This is a genomic window from Microthrixaceae bacterium (assembly GCA_016702505.1).
Classification (GTDB): Bacteria; Actinomycetota; Acidimicrobiia; order Acidimicrobiales; family Iamiaceae; genus Aquihabitans.
Genome location: JADJDU010000013.1, coordinates 56,948 through 81,729 on the forward strand (window position 1 = coordinate 56,948; position 24,782 = coordinate 81,729).

Sequence of the window (24,782 nt, forward strand, 5' to 3'; positions counted from 1 at the left end):
TGGGGGGTTCGTAGGCTGCGGTCATCGCCGCGCTGAGCCTGTTCTCCGAGCCCGTCAGGACCTGGTTCCAAACCTCATTCCCCGCGCCCACCGAGGCCCAAGAGCGGGGATGGCCCGCCATCGCGTCTGGGAACCACACCCTCATCCTCGCTCCCACCGGGTCGGGCAAGACCCTCACCTCGTTCCTGTGGGGCATCGACCGGCTGATGACCACGCCGGCGCCCGACGGTCCGGCTCGTACCCGGCTCTTGTACCTGTCGCCGCTGCGGGCCCTGGCGGTAGACGTGGAGAAGAACCTGCGGGCACCGCTGGTGGGCATAGCCCACGCCGCGCACCGCCTAGGTCAGGAGGTCAACGTTCCCACCGTGGCGATGCGAACCGGGGACACTCCGGCCGATGAGCGGCGCAAGTTGGCCCGCACGCCGCCCGACCTTCTGATCACCACCCCGGAGTCGCTGTACCTGATGCTGACCTCCGCAGCCCGGGACACCCTGGTGAACGTCGAGGCGGTGATCATCGATGAGATCCACGCCGTGGCCGCCACCAAGCGGGGCACCCACCTGGCCTTGACACTGGAGCGACTCGCTCAACGGTGCGAACAGTCACCTCAACGCATCGGCCTGTCGGCCACCCAGCGCCCGCTGGACGAGGTCGCCACCTTTCTTGGCGGCTTCGACCGCGGTAGCCCCCGGCCGGTGACCATCGTCGACGCCGGCAGCCGAAAAGAACTCGACCTAGAGGTGGTGGTGCCGGTCGAAGACATGGCCTTCCCTCGAGACAGCGGCCCAGAGGGTGCCACTCCGTCCCGATCGATCTGGCCGGCCATGCACCCCGCGCTCTTGGATCTGGTCAACCAACATCGCTCCACCCTCATCTTCGTAAACGCAAGGCGTACCGCGGAGCGTCTCGCCACCCGGTTGAACGAACTTGCGGCCAGCGACGGCGCGGATGGTGGAGAGGCCCCCCGCTTCACCTCCTCGGAGGCGGTCGGCGCTCCCCCCGAGAGCGTGGAGCTGGTCAAGGCCCACCACGGTTCGCTGTCTCGGGAACGCCGCCTCGTAATAGAAGATGAACTGAAGTCGGGCACCCTCAAAGGTCTGGTCGCCACCTCGTCGCTCGAGCTGGGAATAGACATGGGCGCCGTCGACCTGGTGATCCAGGTGGCATCTCCAGGGTCGGTGTCTCGTGGCCTGCAACGAATCGGCAGGGCCGGACACCAGGTGGGCGAACCGAGCCGAGGACGGGTGTTCCCCCGTCACCGGGCCGACCTACTGGAGGCGGCGGTGGTGGCCCGGCGCATGCACGACGGCCTAATCGAGACCACCCGCTACCCGAGGAACCCGCTCGACGTCCTGGCCCAACAGGTGGTGGCGGCCTGCGCTTTGGACCAGTGGAACGTCGATGACCTGTACGACCTGGTTCGGCGTGCCGCGCCCTATTCCGAGCTCACATCAGATGTGTGGGAGGCGGTTCTGGACATGTTGGCCGGGCGCTACCCCTCCGAGGAGTTCGCCGAGCTGAGGCCTCGCATCATCTGGGACCGAGCTGGTCGAACCGTCACCGGCAGGCCCGGAGCTCAGCGGTTGGCCGTGACCAGCGGGGGAACCATCCCCGACCGCGGCCTATACGGCGTTTTCCTGCCCGACGGCACCCGAGTCGGCGAGCTTGACGAGGAGATGGTGTACGAGTCACGGGTGGGGGAGACGTTCCTGCTCGGGGCTTCGACCTGGCGGATAGAAGACATCACCCCCGAACGGGTGGTCGTCACCCCTGCCCCTGGTCTGCCCGGGAGGATGCCGTTCTGGCACGGCGATGGCCCGGGGCGTCCGGTCGAGCTGGGTCGAGCGGTCGGAGCCTTCGTGCGAGAGGTGCGGTCCCAGCCCCCCGCCGAGGCTATGGCCACCTTGCGCTCTGGTCACGACCTAGACGAGCGGGCCGCCTCCAACCTGCTGGGATTCCTGGCCGATCAGGCAGCAAGCACCGGGGTGGTGCCAGACGACCGGACCATCGTCGTCGAACGATTCCGCGACGAGATCGGAGACTGGCGGGTTTGCATCCTCAGCCCTTTCGGCGCTCAGGTGCACGCCCCGTGGGCCATGGCGCTGCGCGCCCGGTTGGCCGACGAGTGGGGGGTTGAGGTCGAGCTGTTGTGGAGCGACGACGGCATCGTGGTCCGACTACCAGAGGCTGTGGACCAACTTCCGGTCGATCTCCTCCAGGTCGACCCGGCAGAGATAGACGACCTGATCGTCACGCACCTGCCAACCACCGCCATGTTCGCGGCACGGTTCCGGGAAGCGGCGGCACGATCGTTGTTGTTGCCCCGACGTCGCCCCGATCGCCGCACGCCGCTGTGGCAACAACGCCAGAAGGCGGCAGATCTTCTGGCCGTGGCCGCCAACCACCCGACGTTCCCGGTGTTGTTGGAGACCACGAGAGAGTGTTGCAACGACGTCTTCGACCTGCCTGCTCTCCGGTCACTGCTGGGGGACCTGCGCAGCCGAAAGATCCGCGTCGTCGCCGTCGACACGGCTCAGGCATCGCCCATGGCCCAGTCCCTCCTGTTCGGCTGGATAGCGGTGTACATGTACGAAGGAGACGCGCCCCTGGCCGAGCGTCGCGCCGCGGCACTTGCCCTCGATCGGGACCTGCTGCGCGAGCTGCTGGGAGGCGAGGAGCTGCGCGAGCTGCTCGATCCGGCCGCTCTCACCGACCTCGAGCTCGAACTCCAACGCCTCGTCCCATCCCGAGTGGCACGGGACCGCCACGAGGTGGCGGACCTGTTGCGGGTCCTTGGCCCGTTGTCGCTGGATGAGGTGAAGGCCAGGACGGCCGCAGACTCCGCCTCCGAGGTGCCGAATTGGCTGGCCACCTTGGGCCAGGAGAAGCGGGCAATATCGGTGATGGTGGCCGGTGAGGCCCGTTTCGCTGCTGCCGAGGACGCGGCCAGGCTCCGTGACGGCTTGGGCTGCAACGTCATTCCGGGACTACCCGCCGCGTTTCACCGACCCGGTGGATGCGCCACTCCACGATCTGGTGATCCGCTACGCCCGCACCCACGGCCCCTTCGAGCGGGGCGAGGTGGCCCGTCGCCTCGGCATACCGATGGATCGAGTGAGCCGAACCCTCGATGATCTGGTGGCAGACGGACGGCTGCTGGTAGGTGAGTTCAGACCCGGCGGTTCGGGCCGAGAGTGGTGCGACCCCGATGTCTTGCGCCAGATCCGGCGTCGCTCGCTGGCTGCTCTCCGCAGCGAGATCGAGCCGGTCGACGCCGCCGCCCTAGGGCGGTTCCTTCCCGCATGGCAGGGCTTGGGGCGGCCAGGGGAGAGCCAGGTCAGGCAAGGGCAAGACGAGCTGGTCGAGACCCTCGGAGTACTCGCCGGTGCTGCCGTGCCGGCGTCGATCCTTGAGGTAGATGTCCTGGGGCTCCGTCTGGGCGAATACAGGTCGGCCGATCTTGATGCCCTGTGCACCTCGGGTGAGGTGGTGTGGGTTGGGGCCGGGGCCCTTGGTTCGGGAGATGGCCGCGTTCGGCTGGTGTTCCGGGACCAGGTGGAGACCTTGATCCCTGTTCCCGACCCCGAGGCCCTGGCCGACCTTCTGACTCAGCCCACCCATCGGGCCATCCACGCTCACATGGAGCAACGCGGCGCCTCGTTCTGGGACGATCTGGTTCGGGCAGTCGCCGCGGTTGAGGCCGACTACGAGGAACCCGTGGTCCTGGCCGCCCTGTGGGATCTGGTTTGGGCTGGTGCCGTGACCAACGACTCGCTCGCCCCGGTCCGGGCCTACGTGTCGGGCGCAGCGGGTTCGCGGTCGGTGGCCGCCAGGCGTGCAGCCCCGCGCGCCCGTCCCCGCCCGGGGCGATTGTCCAGGTTGGGCCCGCCGTCGGCCACCGGCCGGTGGTCTCTGGTGGAACCATTGCGCCTCCCCGCTCCGGGCCGGGCCGCGGTCAATGGAACCGAGGTGGCCCACGCCCAGGCCATGCAGCTGCTGGAGCGTTATGGGGTGCTCACCAGGGAAACGGCGCTGGCCGAGGGCATAGAGGGTGGCTTCGCCGGGGTGTACCCGGTGCTGAAGGCCATGGAGGACCAGGGCAAGATCAGGCGCGGCTACTTCGTGGCCGGCCTGGGTGCGGCCCAGTTCGCGGTACCAGGCGCGGTGGACCGGTTGCGAGATGTTCGAGACTCGCCCCCATCGTCGGTTCCGCTGGTCTTGGCCGCCACCGACCCGGCCCAGCCCTACGGCGCCGCGTTGGATTGGCCCTCCACCGAAGGCAGGCCGGCTCGTAGCGCAGGCAGCCTGGTGGTGTTGGTCGCGGGCGAAGCGGTCGCCTACGTGGAGCGCGGGGGGAGGAGCCTGCTCACCTTCCCCGACTCGGGGCTCGGCTCCGACGGCGCGATCACCTGGGCTCAGGCGCTGGCCGAGGTGGTGCGGTCCGGACGGCGGCGTCGCCTGGAGATCATTCGCATCGACGGGGCACCAGCCCGTGAGTCTCCTGTGGCCGACGTGTTGCGAAGGGCCGGATTCACCGACGGCTACAAGGGTCTGGTCCTTCGCAACCGATGACCGGCATCGGTATCGTCGGTGCCATGACGCCGTCGGGGTGGTACTGGTGCTTCACCCATCAGCGGGTCGAAGCCGACGGCGAACGCGACGATCCCGACAACGCCCTCGGTCCCTACCCGACGCCACAACAGGCCCGAGACTGGCGAACGCTACGTGATGCCCGCGACGAGGCCTGGCAGGAAGCCGATGACGCCTGGTCCGATGACCCTGAGGGTCCTTGCGAATAGTCCCGTCGTCGCCCTAGAGGCCTCGTCGGCCTCCGGCGGCCTTGAGCGACCGCTTGCGGAAGGTACTGATCAACATGTCGAGCAGGGCCAACACGACGCCCTTGACCGACTCCTTGTAGCGGGCGTCGCACACCACGATGGGGTGGGAGTCGTCTAGGTCGAGAGCCTCTCGCACCTCGGCGAGGTCTGGTGAGGTTTCACCGTCGAACCGGTTGATGGCCACGATGAACGGCACGTCGCGTGACTCGAAGAAGTCGATGGCGGGGAAGCAGTCGTCGATCCTGCGCAGGTCGACCAGGACGATCGCCCCGAGCGCGCCGATGACGAGGTCGTCCCACATGAACCCGAACCGATCCTGACCTGGGGTTCCGAACATGAAGAGTACGAGCTCTTCGTCGATGGTCAGGCGACCGAAATCCATGGCCACGGTGGTCGAAGTTTTGGTCGACACCTGGGATTTGTCGTCGACCCCCGTGGCGGCGGTGGTCATGGCCGCCTCGGTGGTCAGGGGTGGGATCTCAGAGAGCGCACCGACCATGGTGGTCTTGCCGACGCCAAATCCGCCGGCGATGACGATCTTGGCCGAGCGGGGGCCTCGGCGTCGGGTGGGGGTGCTCTGGTCGGCGGGGGAGGCGACAGAGGACATCAAAGGCTCCGGATCTTGTTACTGATGCGGGTGAGCAGGTCGATCTCGTCGTCGAAATCGGGGAACTCAACCGGCTCGACCGTATCCACGAACACCTCGACGTGGCCGGATTCGACCAGGTCCTCGACCAAGACCTTGACGACACCCACCACCAGCTTGAGCTCGGCGCCCAGCTCGGCGATCGAGGTGGGGGCCTCGCACAGGTTCAGGACCGACACCTTCTCGGACGGCATGCGCCCATCGACGGCCGCCGATGGAACCTTGCGAACAAGGGTTTCGAGCCGTAGGTCCAAGCTGCGGCTGGCGGTACGGCCACCGGTCATGATGAACGGCCGCACGAAGTCGTGGCCCCCGGGGCCCGATGGGGTCACCGCGACATCACCAGGTTCTTGAGCTCATCTATCAGCTCAGGTGTCAGCATGCGCCCGGCCCGCTCCACTAGGAGCGTCATCTGATAGCCGACATTGCCGATGTCGCAGCGGGGTTCGGCTACCACGCCGAGACAGCCAGCGGTTCCCATGGCCGAGACGAACATGTAGCCGCCCTTCATGGCCACGATGATCTGGTTGAGCTCCTCGAACCCGAAGCATCGGGTGGTCCCGTCGCCCAGGCTGACGAAGCCCGAGATGATGGCGGCAAGCTGATCGGCACCGGCTTCGTCCAGCGTGTTGGAGCGGGCCATGAGTAGACCGTCCGAGGAGACCGCCACCGCATCGGACACACCGCTGGTGGAGCTCACGAAGTTGTTCAGCAGCCAGTTGAACTCCTGGGCATCGTCGTTCACGCTCATCAGGTCTCCTCGGGTGCTTCGTTGTTTCTGGCCTCGGAGCGGGTTCGTTCGCTACCAGCTTGCAGCCCCGAGAGCATCGAGCGCATTTCCTCGGCGGTGGATCCGGAATCAGATGCCGCGCTGCTGGCTGGGGTTGCTGAGTCTCCACGGGCGGAAACCACTTCGGTTCTGGGGGCGTTTTGGCCTCGGACTCGCTTCTTGTAGCCGCTGGCCGTGGTTCCACCGTAGGCCGATTCGGTGGGTTCGGGGGCCTGGAACTCGGTGGTGGCCGCGTTCTGGCGGTCCCCGCTCCCATGCCCGTTGGAGCTGGCCGGCGCCGGAGCCGGTTCGGGCTCGTCGTGGCTTGGCGCCGGGGCTGGGGCTGGGGCGGGGGCGGCCGAGGGCTCGTTGGGAGCACTCTCATCGGTGGAGAGGACTCCGGAGAGGTCGATCATCGCGGTTATGCCGCCACCGGGTGTCTCCTGGAGGTTGACCTTGACCCCAAGGCGGGCAGCCTGGATGCCGACCACGTAGTGGCCCAGGTAGCGGGACGGAGCCACCGTGAAGGACTCACCGCCGGCGAGGCGGACGTTGGCCTGGGCCAGCTCGTCGGCCTCCATGCCGATCCCGTTGTCGACGATGGCCAGCATGTAGCCGTGGTCGCGGGCTGCGCCCGACAGCGTCACGCTGCGACCGGGAGGTGAGAAGTTCAGGGCGTTCTCGAGCAGCTCGGCGACCAGGTGGGTGAGGTCAGCCGCGGTGGACCCCTTCACCGTCACCTCGTCCAGGCGGGTGATCTCAACTCGGTGGTAATCCTCCACCTCGCCCATGGCACCGCGGATGACGTCGATCAGGGCGACGGGAGCGGCCCACTGGCGGTGCGGCTCGAGGCCGGCCAGCAGCAGGAGCGACTCGGCGTTTCGCCGCATGCGGGTCGCCAGGTGGTCCAGGGTGAACAACTTCTCGAGCACCTCGGGATCGGTCTCGTTCCGTTCCATGTCGGTGATGCCGTCGAGCTGGCGGCTGAGCAGGTTCTGGTTCCGTCGACCGAGGTTGACGAAGGAGTCCGAGATGTTGCGGCGCAAGATGGCCTGTTCGGCGGCCAGATCGGCGGCACTGGACTGAACGGTGTTGAGGGCACCGGCCAGCTCGGCGATCTCGTAGCCGCCGGAGGCCTCGACCGTGTGTAGATCCGGTAGCACCACGTCCTCGCCGAGCGGGGCGTCGAGGATGGCCTGAACGGTGCCGGGCAGGCTCTCGTTGGCCATGGTCTCGGCTTCTTCGACCAGCCGGCCCAGCGGCTTGGCGATGGAGCGGCTGGCGATGAGGGTGATCGCCACTGCCAGGGTCATGACCACACCGGTGAAGATGGTCACGTTCCGGGCCCGGCTGGCGGCGTCGTCGCTGGTGGCGCGGGCGGTGGCGATAAGGGAAGTGGCGTCCTTCTCGAGCTGTTCCCCAGCCTTGTTGCGGGTGGCCTCGTGGTAGAGGACCGAGGCCACCGTCTCGTCGCCCAGAATGGCAGCCAGGTCCACCTCGTCGCCCTCGATGGCTCCGTCGAAGAGTTCACGGGCGAAGGTGGTCTCGTCGGCCTTGAAGTTGGCCTTGGCCAAGTCCCGGTAGAAGTCGGTTCCGGTGGTCTCCAGCTCGTGACGGGTGTTGCGGTTGAGCTCGACCAGGGCGGTGGCCAGGCGGTGCGAGATGCGGTCGGCGTACAGGCCCTGGGAGTTGGGCAGGATCAGCGGAAACACGATCGTCTTGATGATGATGGCTTCACGGTCCGAGTAGCGGCTGATCTGGTCGATGAATCGGGCGCCGGACCGAAGCTCGGCGTCATCGAGGCCCAACGCGATCTGCGCGTTCACGTCGAAGAACGAGTTGATCACGCGGGAGTAGTCGTCGAACGTCTTGACCGACATCTCGATCCCGCCCACGTTGTTGCGCTCGTCGAGGGGCATGGCACGCTCTTGCTCGCGGATCTCTTCGAGATCGTCCAGAGCCTTGAGAGCGGGGGCGAAGGCCTGTTGCACGGCCTCGCTGCGCCGACCGATGGCCTGGCGGAAATCGGCCACCGCTTCGTCGGTGGCGTCGTAGGAACCCTGAAGCGAGCCCTGAGCCTTCGGGTCGCCGGTCATCACCGCACTCATACCGATCAGGTCCACGGCAACGTTGTTGCGCTCGTCCTGGATGGCGCTGATGAGCCCGGCCGGTCCGATCAACGAGCTGGCCATCTCCACCTGGACCTCGATGTCGTCGGCCCGCTCAGCGGTGTCGTCGGCTTCCTGGTTGGCAGCACCGATGGCGATCACCGACAGCACGGCCAAGGCCAGCAAGGGAACGAGGAGGGCGACCACCAGTTTTGTGCGGATCCGCATGCGGTTGAACACGTGAAGCTCCCGGGTTCGAGGCCACGGCCGGCGGCCGCGGGTCACGATCGGTATTCGGCAAACGCGGATATCGACGTGAGCGCGATGCTTGCCCCAGCAGACACAAACCGCCGAAAAGGTCCGATCGACCTATTCCCAGGCCACTCGCCGTGCTCAAAGGCACGTGGATCTCGCTCTGGGTGGAGTTCAGACCCGACCGATAACCCTCTCGACGGATATCTCCAAGACGACGCGATCAGCGCGTTCCTTGGGCTGGCGGTATCGATGGGCGTAGGCCGCCACGGCCTCGGCGACCCTGACCGGGTCGGACGACACCGAGCACGAACCCTCCAAAGTCAGCCAACGACCACCGTCCACTTGGCAAATAGCACCGAAACCACTCGGGTTGATGGCGATGTTGGCCACCTTTCGGCTCGACGCGAACGAGATGACACGAGCCACCGACCGATCGGGGTCGTAGGTGAATCCGACGGGTACGACGTGGGGACTGCCGTCGACGCGGATCGTGGTCAGGGTGGCCAGGTGTCTTTCGGTCAGGAAGGCGAGGTGTTCGTGGGTGAGCTGAGCCGGATCCATTGCCATGCGCACATGTTGGCCCCGTAGGAGAACCTTCCCACAAGAAGCCGAGCCGAGCACTGGATGCGGCGTGGGGGAGGCCTTGGTAAGGATGGGCTCCGTCCGACCCGACGACGACAGATATGACCGATCCACTAGACCCCCGCCGTCCGTAGGCTGAGGGCCATGACCTGTCCAGCTTGCGGCGCTGCCACCGCACCTGAAGCCCGGTTTTGCGCGGCGTGCGGTAGGTCGCTTCAGTTGGTCGACGAGCGCAGGGTGGTCACCGTCGTCTTCGCCGACCTCGTCGGGTTCACGACGTTGTCGGAGCGCTTGGACCCCGAGCTGGTCAAGAACCTGGTGGACCGGTGCTTCGAGCGGTTGGCCGAGGACGTCATCGCCCATGGCGGCCAGGTCGACAAGGTGATCGGAGACGCTCTGGTCGCTCTCTTCGGCGCCCCGATCGCTCACGAGGACGATGCCGAGCGAGCGGTCAGGGCGGCGTTGCGGATGCAACAGACGCTGGACGCGGAGGCGGCGTTGCTCGGTCTGGACCTTCGCATGCGGATCGGCGTCAACACCGGCGAGGTGCTGGTGGGTGCGATGAGAGCGGCAGGTTCGGTCACCGCCATGGGCGACGTCGTCAACACCGCCAGCCGTCTTCAGGCCGCGGCCAAGCCCGGGGAGGTGCTGGTGGGGGCGGCCACCCATTCGGCCACGGCTCGAAACGTGGCCTACGAACCGCGGGGGCTCATGGAAGCCAAGGGTCGGGAAGACGCGGTGGAGGTCTGGGCCGCGGTATCGCCGGTCGCCCCACCTGGCTATCGGCCCCGCCGAGAGGAGGTGCCTCTGGTCGGGCGAGACATCGAGGTGGAGATGTTGCGGCGGTCGGTCGACCTGTCGGTAGGCAACCGGCGGGGTGGCCTGATCCTGCTGCTCGGTGACGTGGGTCTGGGCAAGAGTCGCTGGCCGACGAGGTGGCCCAGTGGTCGGTGGACCAGCATCGGGCCGTGGTCCGCCACGGCCGCTGCGTTCCCTGCGGAGAAGCCAACGTGTGGTGGCCAATCACCGAGGCCATCCATTCAGCGCTCGGCCTCAGCGACAGAGATGACCGCGTCAACGTGAGGAAGGCGCTCATCGCCGAGGTGGCTCGCGTGGACCCGTCCATCTCGGGCTCCGAGGCTGAACAAGTGGCCGAAGGCCTGTTGCCGCTCATGGGCTTCGACACCAGCGGGGGTGCATCCCCGGCCTCGGTTCAGGGTCGCGCCGCCCGGGCGTTGGCCGCCTACCTCACCGCATCCTCGCTCCGCCGTCCGGTGGTCCTGAAGCTCTCAGACCTCCACTTCGGCGACGACGTGGTTCTCTCACTCCTCGATGACGTGTTGGAGGAGGTACACCACAGTCCGGTGTTGGTGGTGGCCACGGCCCGTTCATCCCTGCTCGAGCGTTGGGCTCCGAGGCCAGGTCGTCACAACCACCTGAGCCTCCATCTCGATCCGCTGAGCCGTTCAGCTACCGGCGAATTGCTCGAGGCTTTGAGCGGTCGCGTCGTTCGGCCCGAGGTTGTGGCTGCCTTCCACACCCGCAGCGGCGGGAATCCGTTCTATGTGGAGGAGTTGGTGGCGCTCCTCGATGGGCAGGGACCCCCGCCGGGTAGTCACGACCACGACGTTCTCGACGGTCCTGGTGGCCTGGGTTCAGCCGGCGGCGAGGATGATGATGGGCCCGGCATGGCCATCACCCGTGCCGCGGCATTTCCCGAAACCCTCCCAGACAACCTGCTAGGACTCGTCGCCGCCCGGCTCGACGACCTCGACGTAGGTCCTCGCTCGGTATTGCAGGACGCTGCCGTGCTCGGTGGTCGAGGCATGGTCGAAGCACTGGAACGCCTCGCACAGTTCCTCAACCGTGGGATGGGTGTGGCCGAAGCACTGGCGGTCCTGGTGGCGCACGACTTGATCGAGGTCGACGGTCAACGGTGGTCGTTCCGAAGCGATCTGGTTCGGGAGGTCGCCTACCAGACGATCACCAAATCGGACCGTGCCACTCGTCACGAGGCAATCGCCACCTACCTCGAACACCACGTGGCAGTTCGGGATCCGAGGCCAGCGTGGGTGGTGGATCAGCTAGCCCACCACTATGCCGAGGCTGCTCTGCTCATGGCTGAGATGGGGGCGGTGAACGGAAGCCACGCATTGGGCGCCGACATCGATGCCAGTGCTCGCCGCTGGGTAGTCGAGGCGGCCGAGCAGGCCCGCGCTGACATGGCTCTTCCGACGGCCCGCCGCCACTATCAGAAGGCGCTGGACCTGATCGGCCCCGACCGGGTGGCCCGGCCGTCTGAGTCGGTGCTGATACTGGTGGAACTGGCATCGCTGTCGTTGTCGCTGTGGGATCAGGAGTGCGCCAACCGCCACATTGCCGAGGCCGCCGAGCTCGTTGTCCTGGCCGACGAGCCCACGCTTCGAGCCGAGGTCGAGGTCGTCTGTGGGCTGGTGCAGCAGCGCGAGGGCCGGCCCGACGACGCGATTGCCTCCCTGACCGCGGCCGCCGTCGCCTTCGGCGAGCAGGGCGACCACGAAGGTCAAGCCCGGGCCCTGCGAGAGCGGGCTCAGGTCGAGATACTCGACGGTCGCCTGGACCAGGCGGAGCGGTCTGCGTTGGAAGCACTCACCGAGTTCGAGCACGTGGGGGATCGGTCCGGTCAAGGGTGGGCTCATCAGAACCTGGCTTGGATCGCCTTCGTGTCCGGTCGCACCGGTCGAGCTGCCGAGCACGCGTCGTCGGCGGTCGATCTGTTCGCGGAGCTAGACGACAGCCAAGGGATTGCGTGGGCGTGGGGTGTTCTCGCTTGGATCCGTTTCCAGCAGGGCCAGGTCGGGGAGGCTCGAGAGCTGGCCGTGAAGGCCCGGGACCGGGCCCTCACGTTGAGCGACCCATGGGCCATAGCGGTGACCGAGTTGTTGCTGGCAGCGGCGATGCTGTGGGAGGGCGACACGGCCGGGGCTGTGGATCTGGCCACCGCGGTGATGGCCACCTTCGACCGCTTGGGCGACACCTGGGGCAGAGGGCAGGCCGGCGCCGTGCTCGGCCGCGCCCTGACCATGATCGGTCGGGTCGACGAAGGGCTCGCGCTCTTGGACCAGGTCGGAGCGTCAGGGGGGATCACTGCCGTTCCCACCGGGCAGATGGCTCGGGTAACCCGGGGCGCGGTCGCGGTTCAGATCGGTCAGCCCGAGCTCGCCGAAGACGTGGAGGGGGATCTGCGCGTCCTGGCCGATCACGGAAGCCAAGAGGCAGCCACGGCACTTGGCATCCTTGCCCTTCAGAGAGGAGATCCCGACCTGGCCGCCGGCTACCTCCGGCGAGACGAGGTGGGCGAGGTGTCGGCCAACCTCTATGCAGGACGGGCCCTGTTGGCGGCCGTCACCGGTCGCGGCGACCTCGAAGAGTCCGCTGAGGCCGTGGGCTCACGCCCCGGTGCTACCTACTTGGATCGCGGGTTCGTCTCCATCGCTCGAGCCCTGGATCTGGCGAGAGCTATCCAGGCTCGATCCGAGGTCCCACCCGAGGAGGTGGAAGGCGCCTCGACGATGGCCCTTGCGGAGGTGGACGGCGCCATAGCAGTCACTGCCTCCACCGGAGACGTGCTGTCGTCGGTCGTGTTCAGCCTGGCCGGTGCCCGGATAGCCAGCGCACTGGGCCACGAGTCGGCGCGCAGCCGCACCGAAGCGGTCGAAGAACGCCTCGTAGATCTCAACATCGACTCGGCGGGCTGGCGCACGTTGTTCGACCTGGCCGTGGCGGCCCGAGCCGACCGATGACCACGTGACGCCGCATCTGCCCGGGCGCGTGGTGGAATGGGCCGCGCAAGCCAACTGAGACGTGGCAGATTCGCCAGCATGCCCGAGGCATAGGGAGAGACCATTGAGGTTCGACAAGCGGGTGATGGTTGCCGTCGCTGCTTTGCTGGTGGCGGCGGGCTGTGGCGTGGGGATCGATCACCAAAAGGACGCTTCGGGACCTTCCACGACCGATGGCGGTTCGGACTTCTCGCCTGAAGCCGGTGCGAGCACCGATGCCAGCGCGCCCACCACCCTCCCCCCACCGACCGACCTGGTCATCAACGGTGATACAGGGGCCCCGGTCAACCGCGTCGCGGCGAATGCCATCGCCGACCTCAACGCCTTCTGGGGGGCCGCATACCCCGCCACCTTCGACGGTGCGGCATACGTTGCTCCCGCAGGCGGCTACTTCGCGGTCGACCGGAACTCGCGGCCGTCGACGCTCCCGTGTCAGCCCTACGACGTCAACCAGGTCCTCCACAACGCCTACTTCTGCCCGTCCGACGACGCCATCGCGTGGGACGAGGAGTTCCTCATGCCCGAGTTGGCAGAGACCTTCGGGGACTTCACCGTGGCGGTCGTGCTCGCCCACGAGTTCGGTCACGCCATCCAGCACCGAGCCGCTTTCGAACAGCCGACCGTGGTCATGGAGCTCCAGGCCGACTGCTACGCCGGCGCTTGGGCCAAGCACGTGGCCGACTCGGGCACGTCTCGGTTCGAGATTGGTACCCGTGAGCTGGACCAAGCCCTGGCCGGAATCCTCTCGTTCCGTGACGCGGCTGGGGCCAGCTCCGAGGACCCGAACGCCCATGGCTCGGGCTTCGACCGTGTCAGCGCCTTCCAGGTGGGCTACGAGGAGGGATCCGGTCGGTGTCGTGGCTTCACCGTCGGGGATCCCCGGCCGTTCCAGTTCCAGTTCGAGGGCGACGACCGCTACACGCTGGGTGACCGGCCCCAGGACGAGATGGTCGACCAGGCCTTCCGCTCCCTCGATGCCTACTGGGCCGATGTGTTCCCGGCCCTCAGTGGTGGCCGTGCATGGGAACCCATGGCCGCTCCTCGCCCTTTCACCCTGGACGATCCGCCCACGTGCAACGGCGCTCCGGCGACCGGTTTCCGGTTGTTCCTGTGCGTACCCGAGCGCTACATCGGTTATGAGTCCGAAGAGACGATTCCCCAGGCGTATGACAAGGGCGACTTCGCGGTGGGAGCGCTGTTCGGCACCCAGTACGGGATGGAGGTGCAAGATCAGCTCCAAAAGCCGCCGGGAGATGAGGTCACTGCCACCCTCCGAGCCGACTGCTTCACCGGCGCCTGGGCCGCAGCCATGTTGCCCGAACGTCAGACCGACCCGGCACTTCGAGAGCGATACGTGCTCACCCTCTCCCCCGGTGACCTCGACGAAGGCGTCAAGGTGCTCCTCACCTTCCGCACCGCAGCCGACCGGGAACGTCAGGGTCCCGGGTTCAATCGGGTCAAGGCCTATCGCACCGGTGTGTTGAGCGGACCTGGTGCCTGCGTGGACCTCAAGGCCTAAGAGGCCTAACGCACCGTCCGTTAGCTTCGGGTTGTGATCGGAAACAGCATGCACGGGAATGATTACGACGTCCGCCCGACCGACAATCGACCGGTGAATGCCGAAAAGGTCGAACGCCTGCTCACCCGGGTCCGGCGAGAGGTCGACGAAGGGCTGGCACCCGCGGTGCAGATCGCGGTGGCGCGCCACGGCGAGATCGTGGTGGACGCCACCATCGGAGCACCGGAGTCCAGTCGTTTCGTGGCCTACAGCGCCACCAAGGCCCTGGTGGCGGCAGCGCTGTGGCGGTTGATCGATCAGGGGCGGGTTGACGTGGACGAGGCCTGCGCCGCCTACGTTCCCGAGTTCGGCACCAACGGCAAAGAAGCCGTGACCGTGGCCCAGGTTCTCACCCATACCGGCGGCTTCCCGTTCGCTCCACTCGGCCCGCCGCGGTGGGACACCAGGCCGAGCCGGCTGGAGGCCTTCTCCAAGTGGAAGCTCACGATGGAGCCGGGGGAGGCCTACCAGTACCACACCACCTCGGGGCACTGGATCCTGGCTGAGATCATCGCGGCGGTCACCGGCCTCGACCACTGCGATGCCATCGAGGATCTGGTCACCGCACCCTTGGGTCTCAACCGTCTTCTCGGCATTCCAGCTTCGGATCAGGTCGGGATAATCGACTCGGTTGTTGTGGGCGAGCTCCCCACGCCAGCCGAGATGGAAGCATCGTTCGGGGTGGCGGTGGACCTCGAGGCCCTCATCCCGCCCGACGTGCGGGTGGGTGCCCTGCTCACCCTCACCGATCAGGTGGCTCGAACAGTTGGGGTGCCGGGCGGAGGCGGTGTCATGCGGGCTGCCGACCTGGCCATGCTCTACCAGGCCTTCATCCACAACCCAGGAGGTTTGTGGTCACCGGAGATGCTCAGGGCAGGTACGGCCGAGGCCATGGTGACCTTGGCTGACTGGTCCGGGACTCCCGCCAACAGGACCCTTGGCCTGATCCTGGCCTCAGACGATGGCTTCGCTGACCGAAGGGGATTCGGTCGTACCGCCTCGGGTCGATCGTTCGGCCACCCTGGGGCTGGGGGCCAGATCGCCTTCGCCGATCCTGTCAGCGGCCTGAGCATCGCCTACCTCACCGCCGGCCTGGACCAGCACCTGATCCGTGAGGCTCGCAGGACCATCGCCATCGCCAGCTTGGCCGCCGACCTGCTCGAGGACTAACCCTGGATCCGCCGAAAGGCGGAGCCTTCCGGCGGAGTTCGGTCGCCGGCCTGACGGCCGACGTCTTCGCTGCTACGACCGGCAAAGCCGATCTCTGCAGGTCAGGGGCTCCGCCACGAAGGGCTCTGCCCCCGAACCCCCGCCCAGTCCTGTGACTTCAACTCGTCAGACAGCCGAGCACTAACGGTGGCCGCACAGAGAACCCGTTCGCCTGGGTGACCATGGAGAATCGAGAACAACCCAAGATCGATCGGTGGATCAAGGCTGACGCGGAGGAGGCCGGCCCTGGTGGGCCGGCCTCCTCGGTTGTTCTGGGTGGCTGGTTGGTTCAGCCGGTGTAGGCGGCCTGGGCGGCCACGGGGCGGGCGCCGGTGGCGCCGCCGACCACGGGGGCCGTGGTGGTGGTGGTGCTAGGAGCCATGGTGGTGGAGGGGCGAGCCACGGTGGTGGTGGGGCGCTCGGCCTCGGTGGTGGTGGTCGGGGCCTCGGTGGTCGTGGTGGTGGGCCGGGTGGTGGTGGGGATGTGGATCGGCGGCCGGGTGGTCGGCACGTAGCAGGGATCGATGATCTTCTCGTTGTCCTTGGGGTCGCAACGACCGGCTTCGGCGGCACCGCCGAACAGGCCGGTGCCTACGACGGCGAGGCCGAGCGTGCCGGCGGCGATGGCGGCGCGAACGCCGCGGTTGGTCTTCTTCATGTGTCCCGCTCCTCGGGTATTGGTGCGCCACCCCAAGTGAGCGACGCGGTACGGGCAACATTAGCGCCACGATCAGCGGGGCAAGCCAAGAAGCTTTCCGGTAGGACGCAGAGGAGGCCGGCCCTGGTGGGCCGGCCTCCTCGGTTGTTCTGGGTGGCTGGTTGGTTCAGCCGGTGTAGGCAGCCTGGGCGGCCACGGGGCGGGCGCCGGTGGCGCCGCCGACCACGGGGGCCGTGGTGGTGGTGGTGCTAGGAGCCATGGTGGTGGAGGGGCGAGCCACGGTGGTGGTGGGGCGCTCGGCCTCGGTGGTGGTGGTCGGGGCCTCGGTGGTGGTGGTGGTGGGCCGGGTGGTGGTGGGGATGTGGATCGGGGGCCGGGTGGTCGGCACGTAGCACGGATCGACCTGTCGGGCGTTGCCCTCCGCGAGGACCGACTCCTTGGGGTCGCAGTTTCCGGCCTGGGCCGTGTTGGCCATCAGGGAGGAGGTCAGCAAGGCGGTGCCGACGGCACCTGCGGCCACGGCGGCCCTGACGGTACGAGTGAGGTTCACGTTGTGCTCCTGACAGTGACGAATGAGGTCACCCGTGACCAGGTGACCTCACGTACCGTAGTGGCCTCCGGTGGTGTGGGGCAACGGATTGTGCCCCGGTCCAGGGCCTCGACTGCCGGCATGGCAGAATCGACTCTCCCATGGTCTTGTCCGATGATCCGATGAGCAGCACCCGGTGACCCGGAGCATCCGGCTTCGGCCGTGGCAGAAGGCGGCCCTCGAGAAGTTCGTGGCCGCAGGCCACGACGACTTCCTCACCGTGGCCACCCCGGGGGCCGGCAAAACGACCTTCGCCCTCACCGCGGCCCGCCAGGTGCTTGCCGACCACCCCCGCCGTCGGTTGGTGATCGTGGCACCCACCGCTCACCTCAAGCTCCAGTGGGCTCGGGCCGCGGCCCGGTTCGCTCTTCACCTCGACCCCAACTGGTCAGCGACCGACGGCCGCCTACCCGCCGACATGCACGGCATCGTCACGACCTACCAACAGGTTGCGTCCAGCGCTGCGGTGTTGCGCTCGCTGGCCGACCGGGCCTTCGTGATCTTCGACGAGATCCACCACGCCGGCGACGAGCGGGCCTGGGGTGCAGCCGTGCTCGAAGCGTTCTCGCCAGCTCCCCGTCGCCTGGCCCTGTCGGGGACTCCCTTTCGCAGCGACACCCGGGCCATACCCTTCGTCCGCTACGTGCTCGACGAAGCCAGCCCCGACTTCGAGTACGGCTACGGCGAGGCACTGGCCGATCGACGGGTGGTCAGGCCGGTCTACTTCCCGCGCACCAACGGTCACATGGAGTGGACCGCTCCCGACGGCTCCATGCAGTCGGCATCCTTCGACGACGCCCTCGATCAGGCCCGGTCCAGCCAGCGGCTCCGCACCGCGCTGTCGTTGGAAGGAGAGTGGCTGCCAGCGGTGATGCGATCAGCCGTGGCCCAGTTGGACGCCGTGAGGGCCCGCCAGCCCGATGCCGGCGGCCTGGTGATCGCCATCGACCAGGACCACGCCCGGGGGATCGCCGCGCTCCTCCGGAACCGCTTCGGGCAGGAGGCCACGGTGGTCACCTCCGACGATCCGGCCGCATCTGACCTCATCGCTCGGTTTGCCGGGGGCTCGGATCCCTGGCTGGTGTCGGTGCGGATGGTGTCGGAGGGCGTCGACATCCCTCGGCTGCGGGTCGGTGTCTACGCCACCACGACCACCACCGAGCTGTTCTTCCGCCAGGCCGTAGGCCGGTTCGTCCGCTGGACACCGGGAGTGAGGGACCAGAAGGCGTTCGTCTTCATCCCCGATGACCCCCGCCTGCGGAGCCGTGCCTTCCAGATCGCCGACCAGCGCCGTCACAGCCTGCGGCGCCGGGAGCAGGAGCGGTTCGAGCGGGACCCGGCCGCGCTCGACACCGGGGCCGAGGAGCAGCTCTCGCTCTTCGCGGCCCTGTCGGCGGTGGCCACCGACCACCAGACCCATGCGCCCTTCTCAGCGCGGACCATGTCGACGACGACCTGGCGCGAGCCTCGACGATGATCCCTCTCTGATCTTGGACCTGGCCCCGCCGCCCCCGCTGGCCGGGGATCGGCGCAGCCTCGACGAACTCGGCATCAGCTTCGGTGGAGACGCTGCCCGCACCCGAAGAGAGGAGAAGCGGCGGCTGCGCGAGCAGAACTCCGAGATGGTGGCGACCATCGCCCGTCGCACCGGCCAGACCCACGCCCAGGTCAACTCGGAACTGAACCGGCTGTCAGGGGTGGGGCGGGTCACAGAGGCGACGGTGAGCCAACTGCGGGCACGGCTCGAAGTGGCCGAGAGGTTGGCTCGAGGCTGAGCGCTAAGGAGTCTCGTCCCAACAGGCGGACGGACCGCCTTGTGGTCAGGCCTATGCGGTGCGCCGTTCCTCGACGTACCACGCGGTGCGGAGGTCCTGTTGGGCGTTGGCGGCAGCCTGGCTGAGGATCCCGCTGATGACCAGGAAGGCGTAACCCAGGTACCACCACCAGTCGTCGTGGATGCGCTCGGTCACATAGGACCGGGTCAGGTCGGCGGTTTCCAGGGCGCCGGTGAGCAGCATGCCCCCGGCAACCATTGCCGTCGCCCCGGCGGTGGCGCTCACCACCACCAGAACGATGCGAGGGAAGTTGGTGGTGATGGCGAAGACCGCGAACACCAGGCTCACCGCCACCGCTACCAACACGATCAGCCAGTTCCAGCTCACGCCCAAGGCGGTCATGAGGGCCGATCCGGCCATGAACCCGACCGACCCCATGGTCAACACCACTGCCACTTCGTAGTACAGGTAGGCGAGCACCGAGAATCCGAGGGCCAAGATGAGGCCAAGCACCCAACCGATGGGCTTGGCCAACAGGGCATCGCCGGTGAGGGCCGAGATGAGGCCGGCGCCGGCGGCGAACCCGGTGAACGCACCCCAGATCGGGATGATCACCCGAAAGGCGCGGTAGCCGCTGTAGCAGAACACAGAACCGGCAATCAGGGCGACCAGACCGATGACGATGTCTTCCATCCCAGAACCATAAAGCCCCGGGAGGGTGGGTCCCGCGGTGCCGTCTGGACCGGCCCACTCGAATGGGTGGGTCCGGGGCGCGGACCGAGGGGGTTCAGCGAAGGATCCAGGCCACGGCCAAGGTAACGCTGTTGGTGGCGAAATGGGCGACAGCGGGGGCGATGACGCTGTCGGAGCGGACGCGCAACCAGATGAACCCTGTCCCAGCGATGGTGGTTGCCACGAGGGTTCCCACCGTCATCGCTGCGTCCCGATCAGCCATCCACGTCGGGTAGACGTGCCAGAGGCCGAACAGCGTCGCCCCCGCCACCCATGCCCAGCGCTCCGAGCCAGTTTGGCGGAGCAGCCCGTGGAGCGTCCCGCGAAAGGCCAGTTCCTCCACCACCACCGTTCCCAATGGGATGACCACCAGTGCCCGGCTCAGCATGGTCAGCGCCGACATGTCGGTTCGATCGTCGGTCAAGGCACCGGCCAATCCCAGGCCGACCACTCCTGTCGTTATGGCGGCGGCGGCCCCGAGCCCGAACTTCAGACCGGCTGGAGCCGATCGCCGGCTCAAGCCCATCTCGGTCCGGGTCAGACCGGTGATCCATGCCACTCCGCCGGCGAACGCGCCGATCCCGAGGTTGAACGTGAAATGCCAAGGCCCAGGGACCAACGCGGTCCTTCCCAGGTTGGCCACGGTCAGCCCGCCGACCAGAACGGCCAAGGCGGTGCGGGGTTTCATCGAGCTGATTGTTCGCGTCCTCAGCGGTCGGGGAAGAGGAAGTGCTCCAGCCGGACGGTGTCCTCCGCGCTCCAGCCCTCGGGCGGGGCGATGCGGGTCCAGCCGTCGACGTAGTCCAGGCGGTAGTCGTGGCCGAACCCAGGAGGAGCGGCAAAGCCGGCCATGAGGTCGAAGATGCCCTGCACCCAGGTGACCACCGGGAACCAACGACCGTCGGCGGGCACGTCGTAGCCCCGTGGATCATCCATCCACCCCGGCCTGGACCACAGCCAGTCCATACCCCAATGGGTGACGGGGTCCGACGGATGTTGGATGTACAACACCCGAGGCTGGGGCCAAGGGCCCTCGGGGTCGCCGTGGTCGGGGTCGCGGGTCACGAAACGGACGATCCGACCCTGGTCGAATACGGGCGCCCATTCCGGCGAACCGGGGTCGCGGGCCCCGGTCACCTGGCGGAGGATGGGGTTGGCATGCGCGGCCCCCACGAAGAGGGCGCCGTCGGAACGGGTCACGATGTTGGTGAGCGACGTGTCGGCGTCGGGGCCGACGAAGGCCGACTCGGCACCGAAGGAACCGAGGCTCAACCCGAACACCAACAGGGTGGGTCGATCGCCCTCGGGGAGCTGGGACCAGCGCTGGTAGACCTCGCCGTAGAGTTCGGTGCCGGCCTCGGCGGCCAAGTCGAGGTCGGTGATGAAGGAGATCCAGCTCGGCAGGTACGAATACTGCATGGACACGATGGCGGTGTCACCCCGATAGATCTGCTCGATGGCCTCGGCGGCGTCGGGATCGATCCAACCGGTACCGGTGGCGGTCGCCACCACCAGCACCTCTCGGTCGAATCCGCCGGCGCGTTCCAGATCATCGACGGCCAGCCGGGCCCGACCTCGCGGATCACCGTTTGAACGGAGTCCGGCGTAGGCCCTGATCGGAGCTGAGATCTCGGTGTCGTCTCCCCAGAACGCCTGCAACTCGTCCACCGTGGTGGCACCGCCGGCGAACGATCGCCCTTGCAACCCCAGGTCGTCCCATTCGACAAGCGAACCGATACCACCGGACACGGTCTCGGTCTCGGGTCTGATCACCCCATCGGCTGTGCCGGTGTCCACTGCCCCGAAGCTGGTGGATGCCCAGTTGGTGAAGCGGGCAAAGGCCACATCTCGTATCACCAACACCGTCAGGAGCAAGACCAGCACCACGGTCAACGGCTGGGCCGCGACTCGGGGAAGATGACGCTGGTTCCATCGATCCAGGCCCCGCACGGCGGCGCCGACGATCCTTCCCGCCACGAAGAGGATTCCGGCCAGGATCACGGTGAGGCCAAGCATCGGAGGGATGACGGTGCCCGAGATCGAATCCATGGCCACCAACTCCCGTTGGCTGTTCTGCCACCCCAGCCAGCGGATCGAACCGAGAGCCAGCGCCAGAACGGCGAGGACGCCTACACCGAAGCGGGCTGGGCGCCAGAGCCGCCCCGGAATGTGGACCCGCCGACGCCGGAGGACCGCCCTCGTCAGACGCCCAGCCAGAGTGCCGAGGGCGTAGCCCAACGTGACGCATATGGCGCTGACCGCCGCCTGGATCACCCAGGCTCGAGGCATGAGCGTGGGTGACAGCGACTGCCACCAGAACAACAGACCCACCGCCATGCCTCCGAACGCGGGTCGGCGGGTGATGGAGACCATCACCCGCCGGACCCGGGACTTCTTGGAGGTGTTCACTCGGTGATGGTGGATTCCTCGTCGGAGACGTCGGTCTGCACGGAACCGCTGGCCAGGGCCTCGTTGAGGCGGGCCGAGGCCTCATCGGACAGGTTGCAGGTGATGACCTGGGCCAGACCGCTGTAGCGCTTCATCTCGTCGAGGGCCTTGTCGGCGTTGGCGTGGCTGAACAGTACGGCCAAGTACACCTTGCCGGGCTCGATCGAGTCGCGTAGCTCCTTGACGAACTTGTCGCTGATGCCGGTGTCGATCATGCGGGCCATGAGGGCGGCGCTGCCGGCCCCGATGGCCATGCCCAACACCGGGACGGCCAAGAGCACACCGAACAGCAGGCCCCACCAGGCCCCGCCCACCGCAGCCTGACCCGAGGACGGGTCGGTGGTCTGCACGACGCGGACCTTACCGTTGTCGGCCTTGGTCACGAACACCGCGTCCTGGAGCAACAAGGTGCCCTCGGTGGACAGGCGGGTCAGGGTGGTGAGCATCTCCTGGGCGGCGAGCTGGTTGTCAAAGCCGAGCACGACGAGGGAACGAGGATCAGACATCTGTAACTCCGGTTGGTTGTTTGTGTTGGATCTAGTTGGCGCTGCGAACCTCGCCCAGGACCTTCTTGAAGATCACCAGGGGAAGGAGGAGGTTGGCGGCCAGGGCTGCGGCCCACACCACCACGGTGGCCATGACCCACGTGGAGAGGCCATGGATCTGAAGTCCGTCTGCGATGATCGATGTGAGAACAAGGCTGGCCAGGGTGGCTACCAGGGCGCTGCTGCCGAGGATCGCCGGCGCGCTCTTGAGGGCCATTTGGCGGATGAGCGGCTCCACGAAGACGGCCACGACGGTGAAGATGACGGTGGCGGTGACGTAGCCGGTCACGCTGAGGCTCATGTCGTCGAGAACCTGAGCCGCCACGATCAGGCCGACGGCGTTGGCCAGCAAGCTGATCATTGTACGGGCGGCGAGGCGAACCATGGCTGGTGAACCTAATCCAGACGGAGGGGATGCCGAGTTCAGAAGGACCAGATCAGCGGGACGAGGCCGACCGATACCGCCAAGTACAGGCAGAGCAAGGGAAGGCCGAGTTTCCAGTAGTCGCCGAAGCGGTACCCACCCGGCCCCATCACCATGAGGTTGGCGGGGGTGGCCACCGGGGTGAGCAGGGCCGCAGCCGCGGCCACCGTGATCGACATCAGCACCGGCCGGGGTGAAACGCCCAGTTCGACAGCGGCGGACACGCCGATCGGGATCACGATCAGGGCGGTGGCCATGTTGGAGATGAGCTGCCCCATCACCGCGGTCAGGACGAACAGTCCGAACAACAAGGCGTAAGGCCCTCTGTCGCCGATCAGGTCGACCAGGCCGGTGGCGATCCGGTCGGCGGCCCCGGTCTTGGTCATGGCCGTGGACAAAGGCATCATCGCTCCGACCAGTACGATCGTGGTCCAACTGATGCCGCGGTAGGCCTGGTCGACATCGATGACCCGAAACAGGATCATCGCCCCGGCGGCGGTCAACCCGGCCACGACGGCGGGGACCGCTCCGGTGGCCAGGGCCGCGACCATGGCCGCCACGATGGCCACCGCCGCCTTCGAGCCGGGTCCGAGGGGGACGGCCTGGCGTCGGACCCGCTGCGGCTCGTCGACCACCAGCACCGCCGGGTCGGAGGGGACGTGGCGATCCAGGTCGATCCACTGCCCCTGGACTAGGAGGGTGTCTCCGACGGCCAGCTTCACCGGTTCGGGTCCGATGTCTTCGCCCTTGCGTTGAACGGCGAGGATCACCAGGTCTCCGCTGTCGGTGACCATGCCGGGAAACACCTTCTCACCCACGGCCGGTGAACGCGGCGGGATCACCACCTCGCTCACACCAATCTCCCGGTCCAGCACCGCGCCGTTGGGGTCGACCTGGAACGGTTCGGCCTCAAGGGCGAGCCCGACCCGAGCGGCGAAGCGGGTGACGTGGTCGTCGTCGCCACGAACGATGAGGACGTCTCCCTCGTTGATGGTGGAGGGGTGGATAGCGAGCCCCGTCCCGTTCGCCTGGACGCCGACCACCTCGATGTCCAGGTCCTCGGTCTCAGGTAGGTCGCGCTCCTGGCCGCCGATGCAAGCGGCGCCGCCCTCAACTCGGAGGCGGTAGACCCGGTGATCACTGAGATACTGGCGGGTCATGGTGCGGGCATGGTCACTGAGGTCGGCCGGCAACGATTCCGGTGTGCGTTCGGGCAGCAGGCGCTGACCGAAGAGCACGACGATGGCGATGGTTCCGGCCACGAGAGGCACACCGACCAGAGTGAACTCGAAGAAGCCGAACGGGCCGGTCCCCGCTCCTCTGGCTGCGTCGGAGACCAAGACGTTCACCGGGGTACCGGTCAAGGCGAGCATCGAGCCAGCATGCGCGCCGAATGCCAACGGCATCAGAAGTTGCGAGGTCGGTCGACCGGTTCGAAGGGCCAGAACCACCACCATGGGGGTCAATGCCGCCACCGAGCCGTTGACACTGATCAGTGCAGTCAGGAACGCAACCAGCAGCAGGACCAAGACGATCAGCCGGGTCCGGCTCTCGCCGACCCTGGCGATCAACTGCTGGCCTGCCCATGCGGTTACCCCGGTGGCATCGAGGCCCTCGCTCACCACGAACAGGGCGGCGATGAGCACCACCGCTGGATCGCCGAAGCTGGTGAGCGCCTCCTCCACCTCTAGTACCCCGGTGAAGTAGAGGGACAGCGCGGCCCCAACGGCTACCAGTTCTACCGGTATGCGGTTCCACACGAACAGCACCACCACGGCGCCGAGGATCAGGAAGGTGATTGTCATCGGGTCGATGGCAGCGGAGC

General features: G+C 67.3%; 20 protein-coding genes and 1 pseudogene. 8 read left to right on the top strand and 13 right to left on the bottom strand.

The window, feature by feature from the left end; all coding sequences use genetic code 11:
- Positions 1 to 23: 23 nt before the first annotated feature.
- Positions 24 to 4,572: pseudogene (locus IPG97_13820) on the top strand (DEAD/DEAH box helicase).
- A gap of 23 nt (positions 4,573 to 4,595) precedes the next feature.
- Entirely contained in the window at positions 4,596 to 4,799 is a 204-nt protein-coding gene (locus tag IPG97_13825) for a hypothetical protein (GenBank protein ID MBK6857587.1), read from the top strand.
- A gap of 13 nt (positions 4,800 to 4,812) precedes the next feature.
- Here IPG97_13825 and IPG97_13830 read toward each other — a convergent pair whose 3' ends face one another.
- From IPG97_13830 to IPG97_13850, 5 genes are all read right to left on the bottom strand, one after another.
- A complete protein-coding gene (locus IPG97_13830; GenBank protein MBK6857588.1) occupies positions 4,813 to 5,445 on the bottom strand; it encodes an ATP/GTP-binding protein in 633 nt (210 codons plus the stop codon).
- Complete coding sequence (locus IPG97_13835; GenBank protein MBK6857589.1) at positions 5,445 to 5,816, bottom strand: DUF742 domain-containing protein; 372 nt, start codon at positions 5,814 to 5,816, stop codon at positions 5,445 to 5,447. Before IPG97_13835 ends, IPG97_13830 begins: the two co-directional genes overlap by 1 nt.
- Positions 5,813 to 6,235 (bottom strand): roadblock/LC7 domain-containing protein, encoded by a 423-nt coding sequence (locus IPG97_13840; protein ID MBK6857590.1) that lies wholly within the window; start codon positions 6,233 to 6,235, stop codon positions 5,813 to 5,815. The genes IPG97_13835 and IPG97_13840 overlap by 4 nt, the downstream gene beginning before the upstream one ends.
- Positions 6,235 to 8,646, bottom strand: coding sequence for a nitrate- and nitrite sensing domain-containing protein (locus tag IPG97_13845; protein MBK6857591.1), 2,412 nt, complete (start codon positions 8,644 to 8,646; stop codon positions 6,235 to 6,237). The genes IPG97_13840 and IPG97_13845 overlap by 1 nt, the downstream gene beginning before the upstream one ends.
- Before the next feature lie 141 nt (positions 8,647 to 8,787).
- A complete protein-coding gene (locus tag IPG97_13850; protein ID MBK6857592.1) occupies positions 8,788 to 9,183 on the bottom strand; it encodes a pyridoxamine 5'-phosphate oxidase family protein in 396 nt (131 codons plus the stop codon).
- A 159-nt stretch (positions 9,184 to 9,342) separates the two neighbouring features.
- On the opposite strand from IPG97_13850, the gene IPG97_13855 reads away from it, so the two are divergent.
- The 4 genes from IPG97_13855 to IPG97_13870 all read left to right on the top strand — a co-directional run bounded on the left by IPG97_13855 (position 9,343) and on the right by IPG97_13870 (position 15,747).
- Positions 9,343 to 10,281, top strand: a complete 939-nt coding sequence (locus IPG97_13855) for a hypothetical protein (GenBank protein ID MBK6857593.1) — start codon at positions 9,343 to 9,345, stop codon at positions 10,279 to 10,281.
- Positions 10,209 to 12,980, top strand: coding sequence for a hypothetical protein (locus tag IPG97_13860; protein MBK6857594.1), 2,772 nt, complete (start codon positions 10,209 to 10,211; stop codon positions 12,978 to 12,980). Before IPG97_13855 ends, IPG97_13860 begins: the two co-directional genes overlap by 73 nt.
- Positions 12,981 to 13,083: 103 nt before the next feature.
- The gene (locus IPG97_13865; GenBank protein MBK6857595.1) at positions 13,084 to 14,538 is read left to right on the top strand and encodes a neutral zinc metallopeptidase; all 1,455 of its coding nucleotides are present in this window, start codon (positions 13,084 to 13,086) and stop codon (positions 14,536 to 14,538) included.
- Positions 14,539 to 14,571: 33 nt separating this feature from the next.
- Positions 14,572 to 15,747 carry a beta-lactamase family protein gene (locus IPG97_13870; GenBank protein ID MBK6857596.1) on the top strand — a complete coding sequence of 392 codons (1,176 nt, stop codon included), beginning with the start codon at positions 14,572 to 14,574 and terminating at the stop codon, positions 15,745 to 15,747.
- A 328-nt stretch (positions 15,748 to 16,075) separates the two neighbouring features.
- Here IPG97_13870 and IPG97_13875 read toward each other — a convergent pair whose 3' ends face one another.
- Both IPG97_13875 and IPG97_13880 read right to left on the bottom strand, forming a co-directional pair.
- A complete protein-coding gene (locus IPG97_13875; protein ID MBK6857597.1) occupies positions 16,076 to 16,444 on the bottom strand; it encodes a hypothetical protein in 369 nt (122 codons plus the stop codon).
- A 166-nt stretch (positions 16,445 to 16,610) separates the two neighbouring features.
- The gene (locus IPG97_13880) at positions 16,611 to 16,994 is read right to left on the bottom strand and encodes a hypothetical protein (protein ID MBK6857598.1); all 384 of its coding nucleotides are present in this window, start codon (positions 16,992 to 16,994) and stop codon (positions 16,611 to 16,613) included.
- 175 nt (positions 16,995 to 17,169) lie between these two features.
- On the opposite strand from IPG97_13880, the gene IPG97_13885 reads away from it, so the two are divergent.
- Both IPG97_13885 and IPG97_13890 read left to right on the top strand, forming a co-directional pair.
- The gene (locus IPG97_13885; protein MBK6857599.1) at positions 17,170 to 18,510 is read left to right on the top strand and encodes a DEAD/DEAH box helicase; all 1,341 of its coding nucleotides are present in this window, start codon (positions 17,170 to 17,172) and stop codon (positions 18,508 to 18,510) included.
- Positions 18,511 to 18,523: 13 nt separating this feature from the next.
- A complete protein-coding gene (locus IPG97_13890; protein MBK6857600.1) occupies positions 18,524 to 18,808 on the top strand; it encodes a hypothetical protein in 285 nt (94 codons plus the stop codon).
- Positions 18,809 to 18,859: 51 nt separating this feature from the next.
- Here the strand turns inward: IPG97_13890 and IPG97_13895 are convergent, their stop codons facing one another.
- The 6 genes from IPG97_13895 to IPG97_13920 all read right to left on the bottom strand — a co-directional run bounded on the left by IPG97_13895 (position 18,860) and on the right by IPG97_13920 (position 24,762).
- Positions 18,860 to 19,501, bottom strand: a complete 642-nt coding sequence (locus IPG97_13895) for a DUF4203 domain-containing protein (protein MBK6857601.1) — start codon at positions 19,499 to 19,501, stop codon at positions 18,860 to 18,862.
- Positions 19,502 to 19,595: 94 nt separating this feature from the next.
- Positions 19,596 to 20,228: a CPBP family intramembrane metalloprotease gene (locus IPG97_13900; protein MBK6857602.1), complete on the bottom strand. Its 633-nt coding sequence runs from the start codon at positions 20,226 to 20,228 to the stop codon at positions 19,596 to 19,598.
- A 20-nt stretch (positions 20,229 to 20,248) separates the two neighbouring features.
- Positions 20,249 to 21,949 carry an alpha/beta-hydrolase family protein gene (locus IPG97_13905; protein MBK6857603.1) on the bottom strand — a complete coding sequence of 567 codons (1,701 nt, stop codon included), beginning with the start codon at positions 21,947 to 21,949 and terminating at the stop codon, positions 20,249 to 20,251.
- On the bottom strand, positions 21,946 to 22,494 hold the full coding sequence (locus tag IPG97_13910; protein ID MBK6857604.1) for a DUF1269 domain-containing protein: 549 nt from the start codon (positions 22,492 to 22,494) through the stop codon (positions 21,946 to 21,948). The genes IPG97_13905 and IPG97_13910 overlap by 4 nt, the downstream gene beginning before the upstream one ends.
- Before the next feature lie 31 nt (positions 22,495 to 22,525).
- The gene (locus tag IPG97_13915; protein ID MBK6857605.1) at positions 22,526 to 22,918 is read right to left on the bottom strand and encodes a phage holin family protein; all 393 of its coding nucleotides are present in this window, start codon (positions 22,916 to 22,918) and stop codon (positions 22,526 to 22,528) included.
- 38 nt (positions 22,919 to 22,956) lie between these two features.
- Positions 22,957 to 24,762 (bottom strand): SLC13 family permease, encoded by a 1,806-nt coding sequence (locus tag IPG97_13920; protein ID MBK6857606.1) that lies wholly within the window; start codon positions 24,760 to 24,762, stop codon positions 22,957 to 22,959.
- Positions 24,763 to 24,782: the final 20 nt, after the last annotated feature.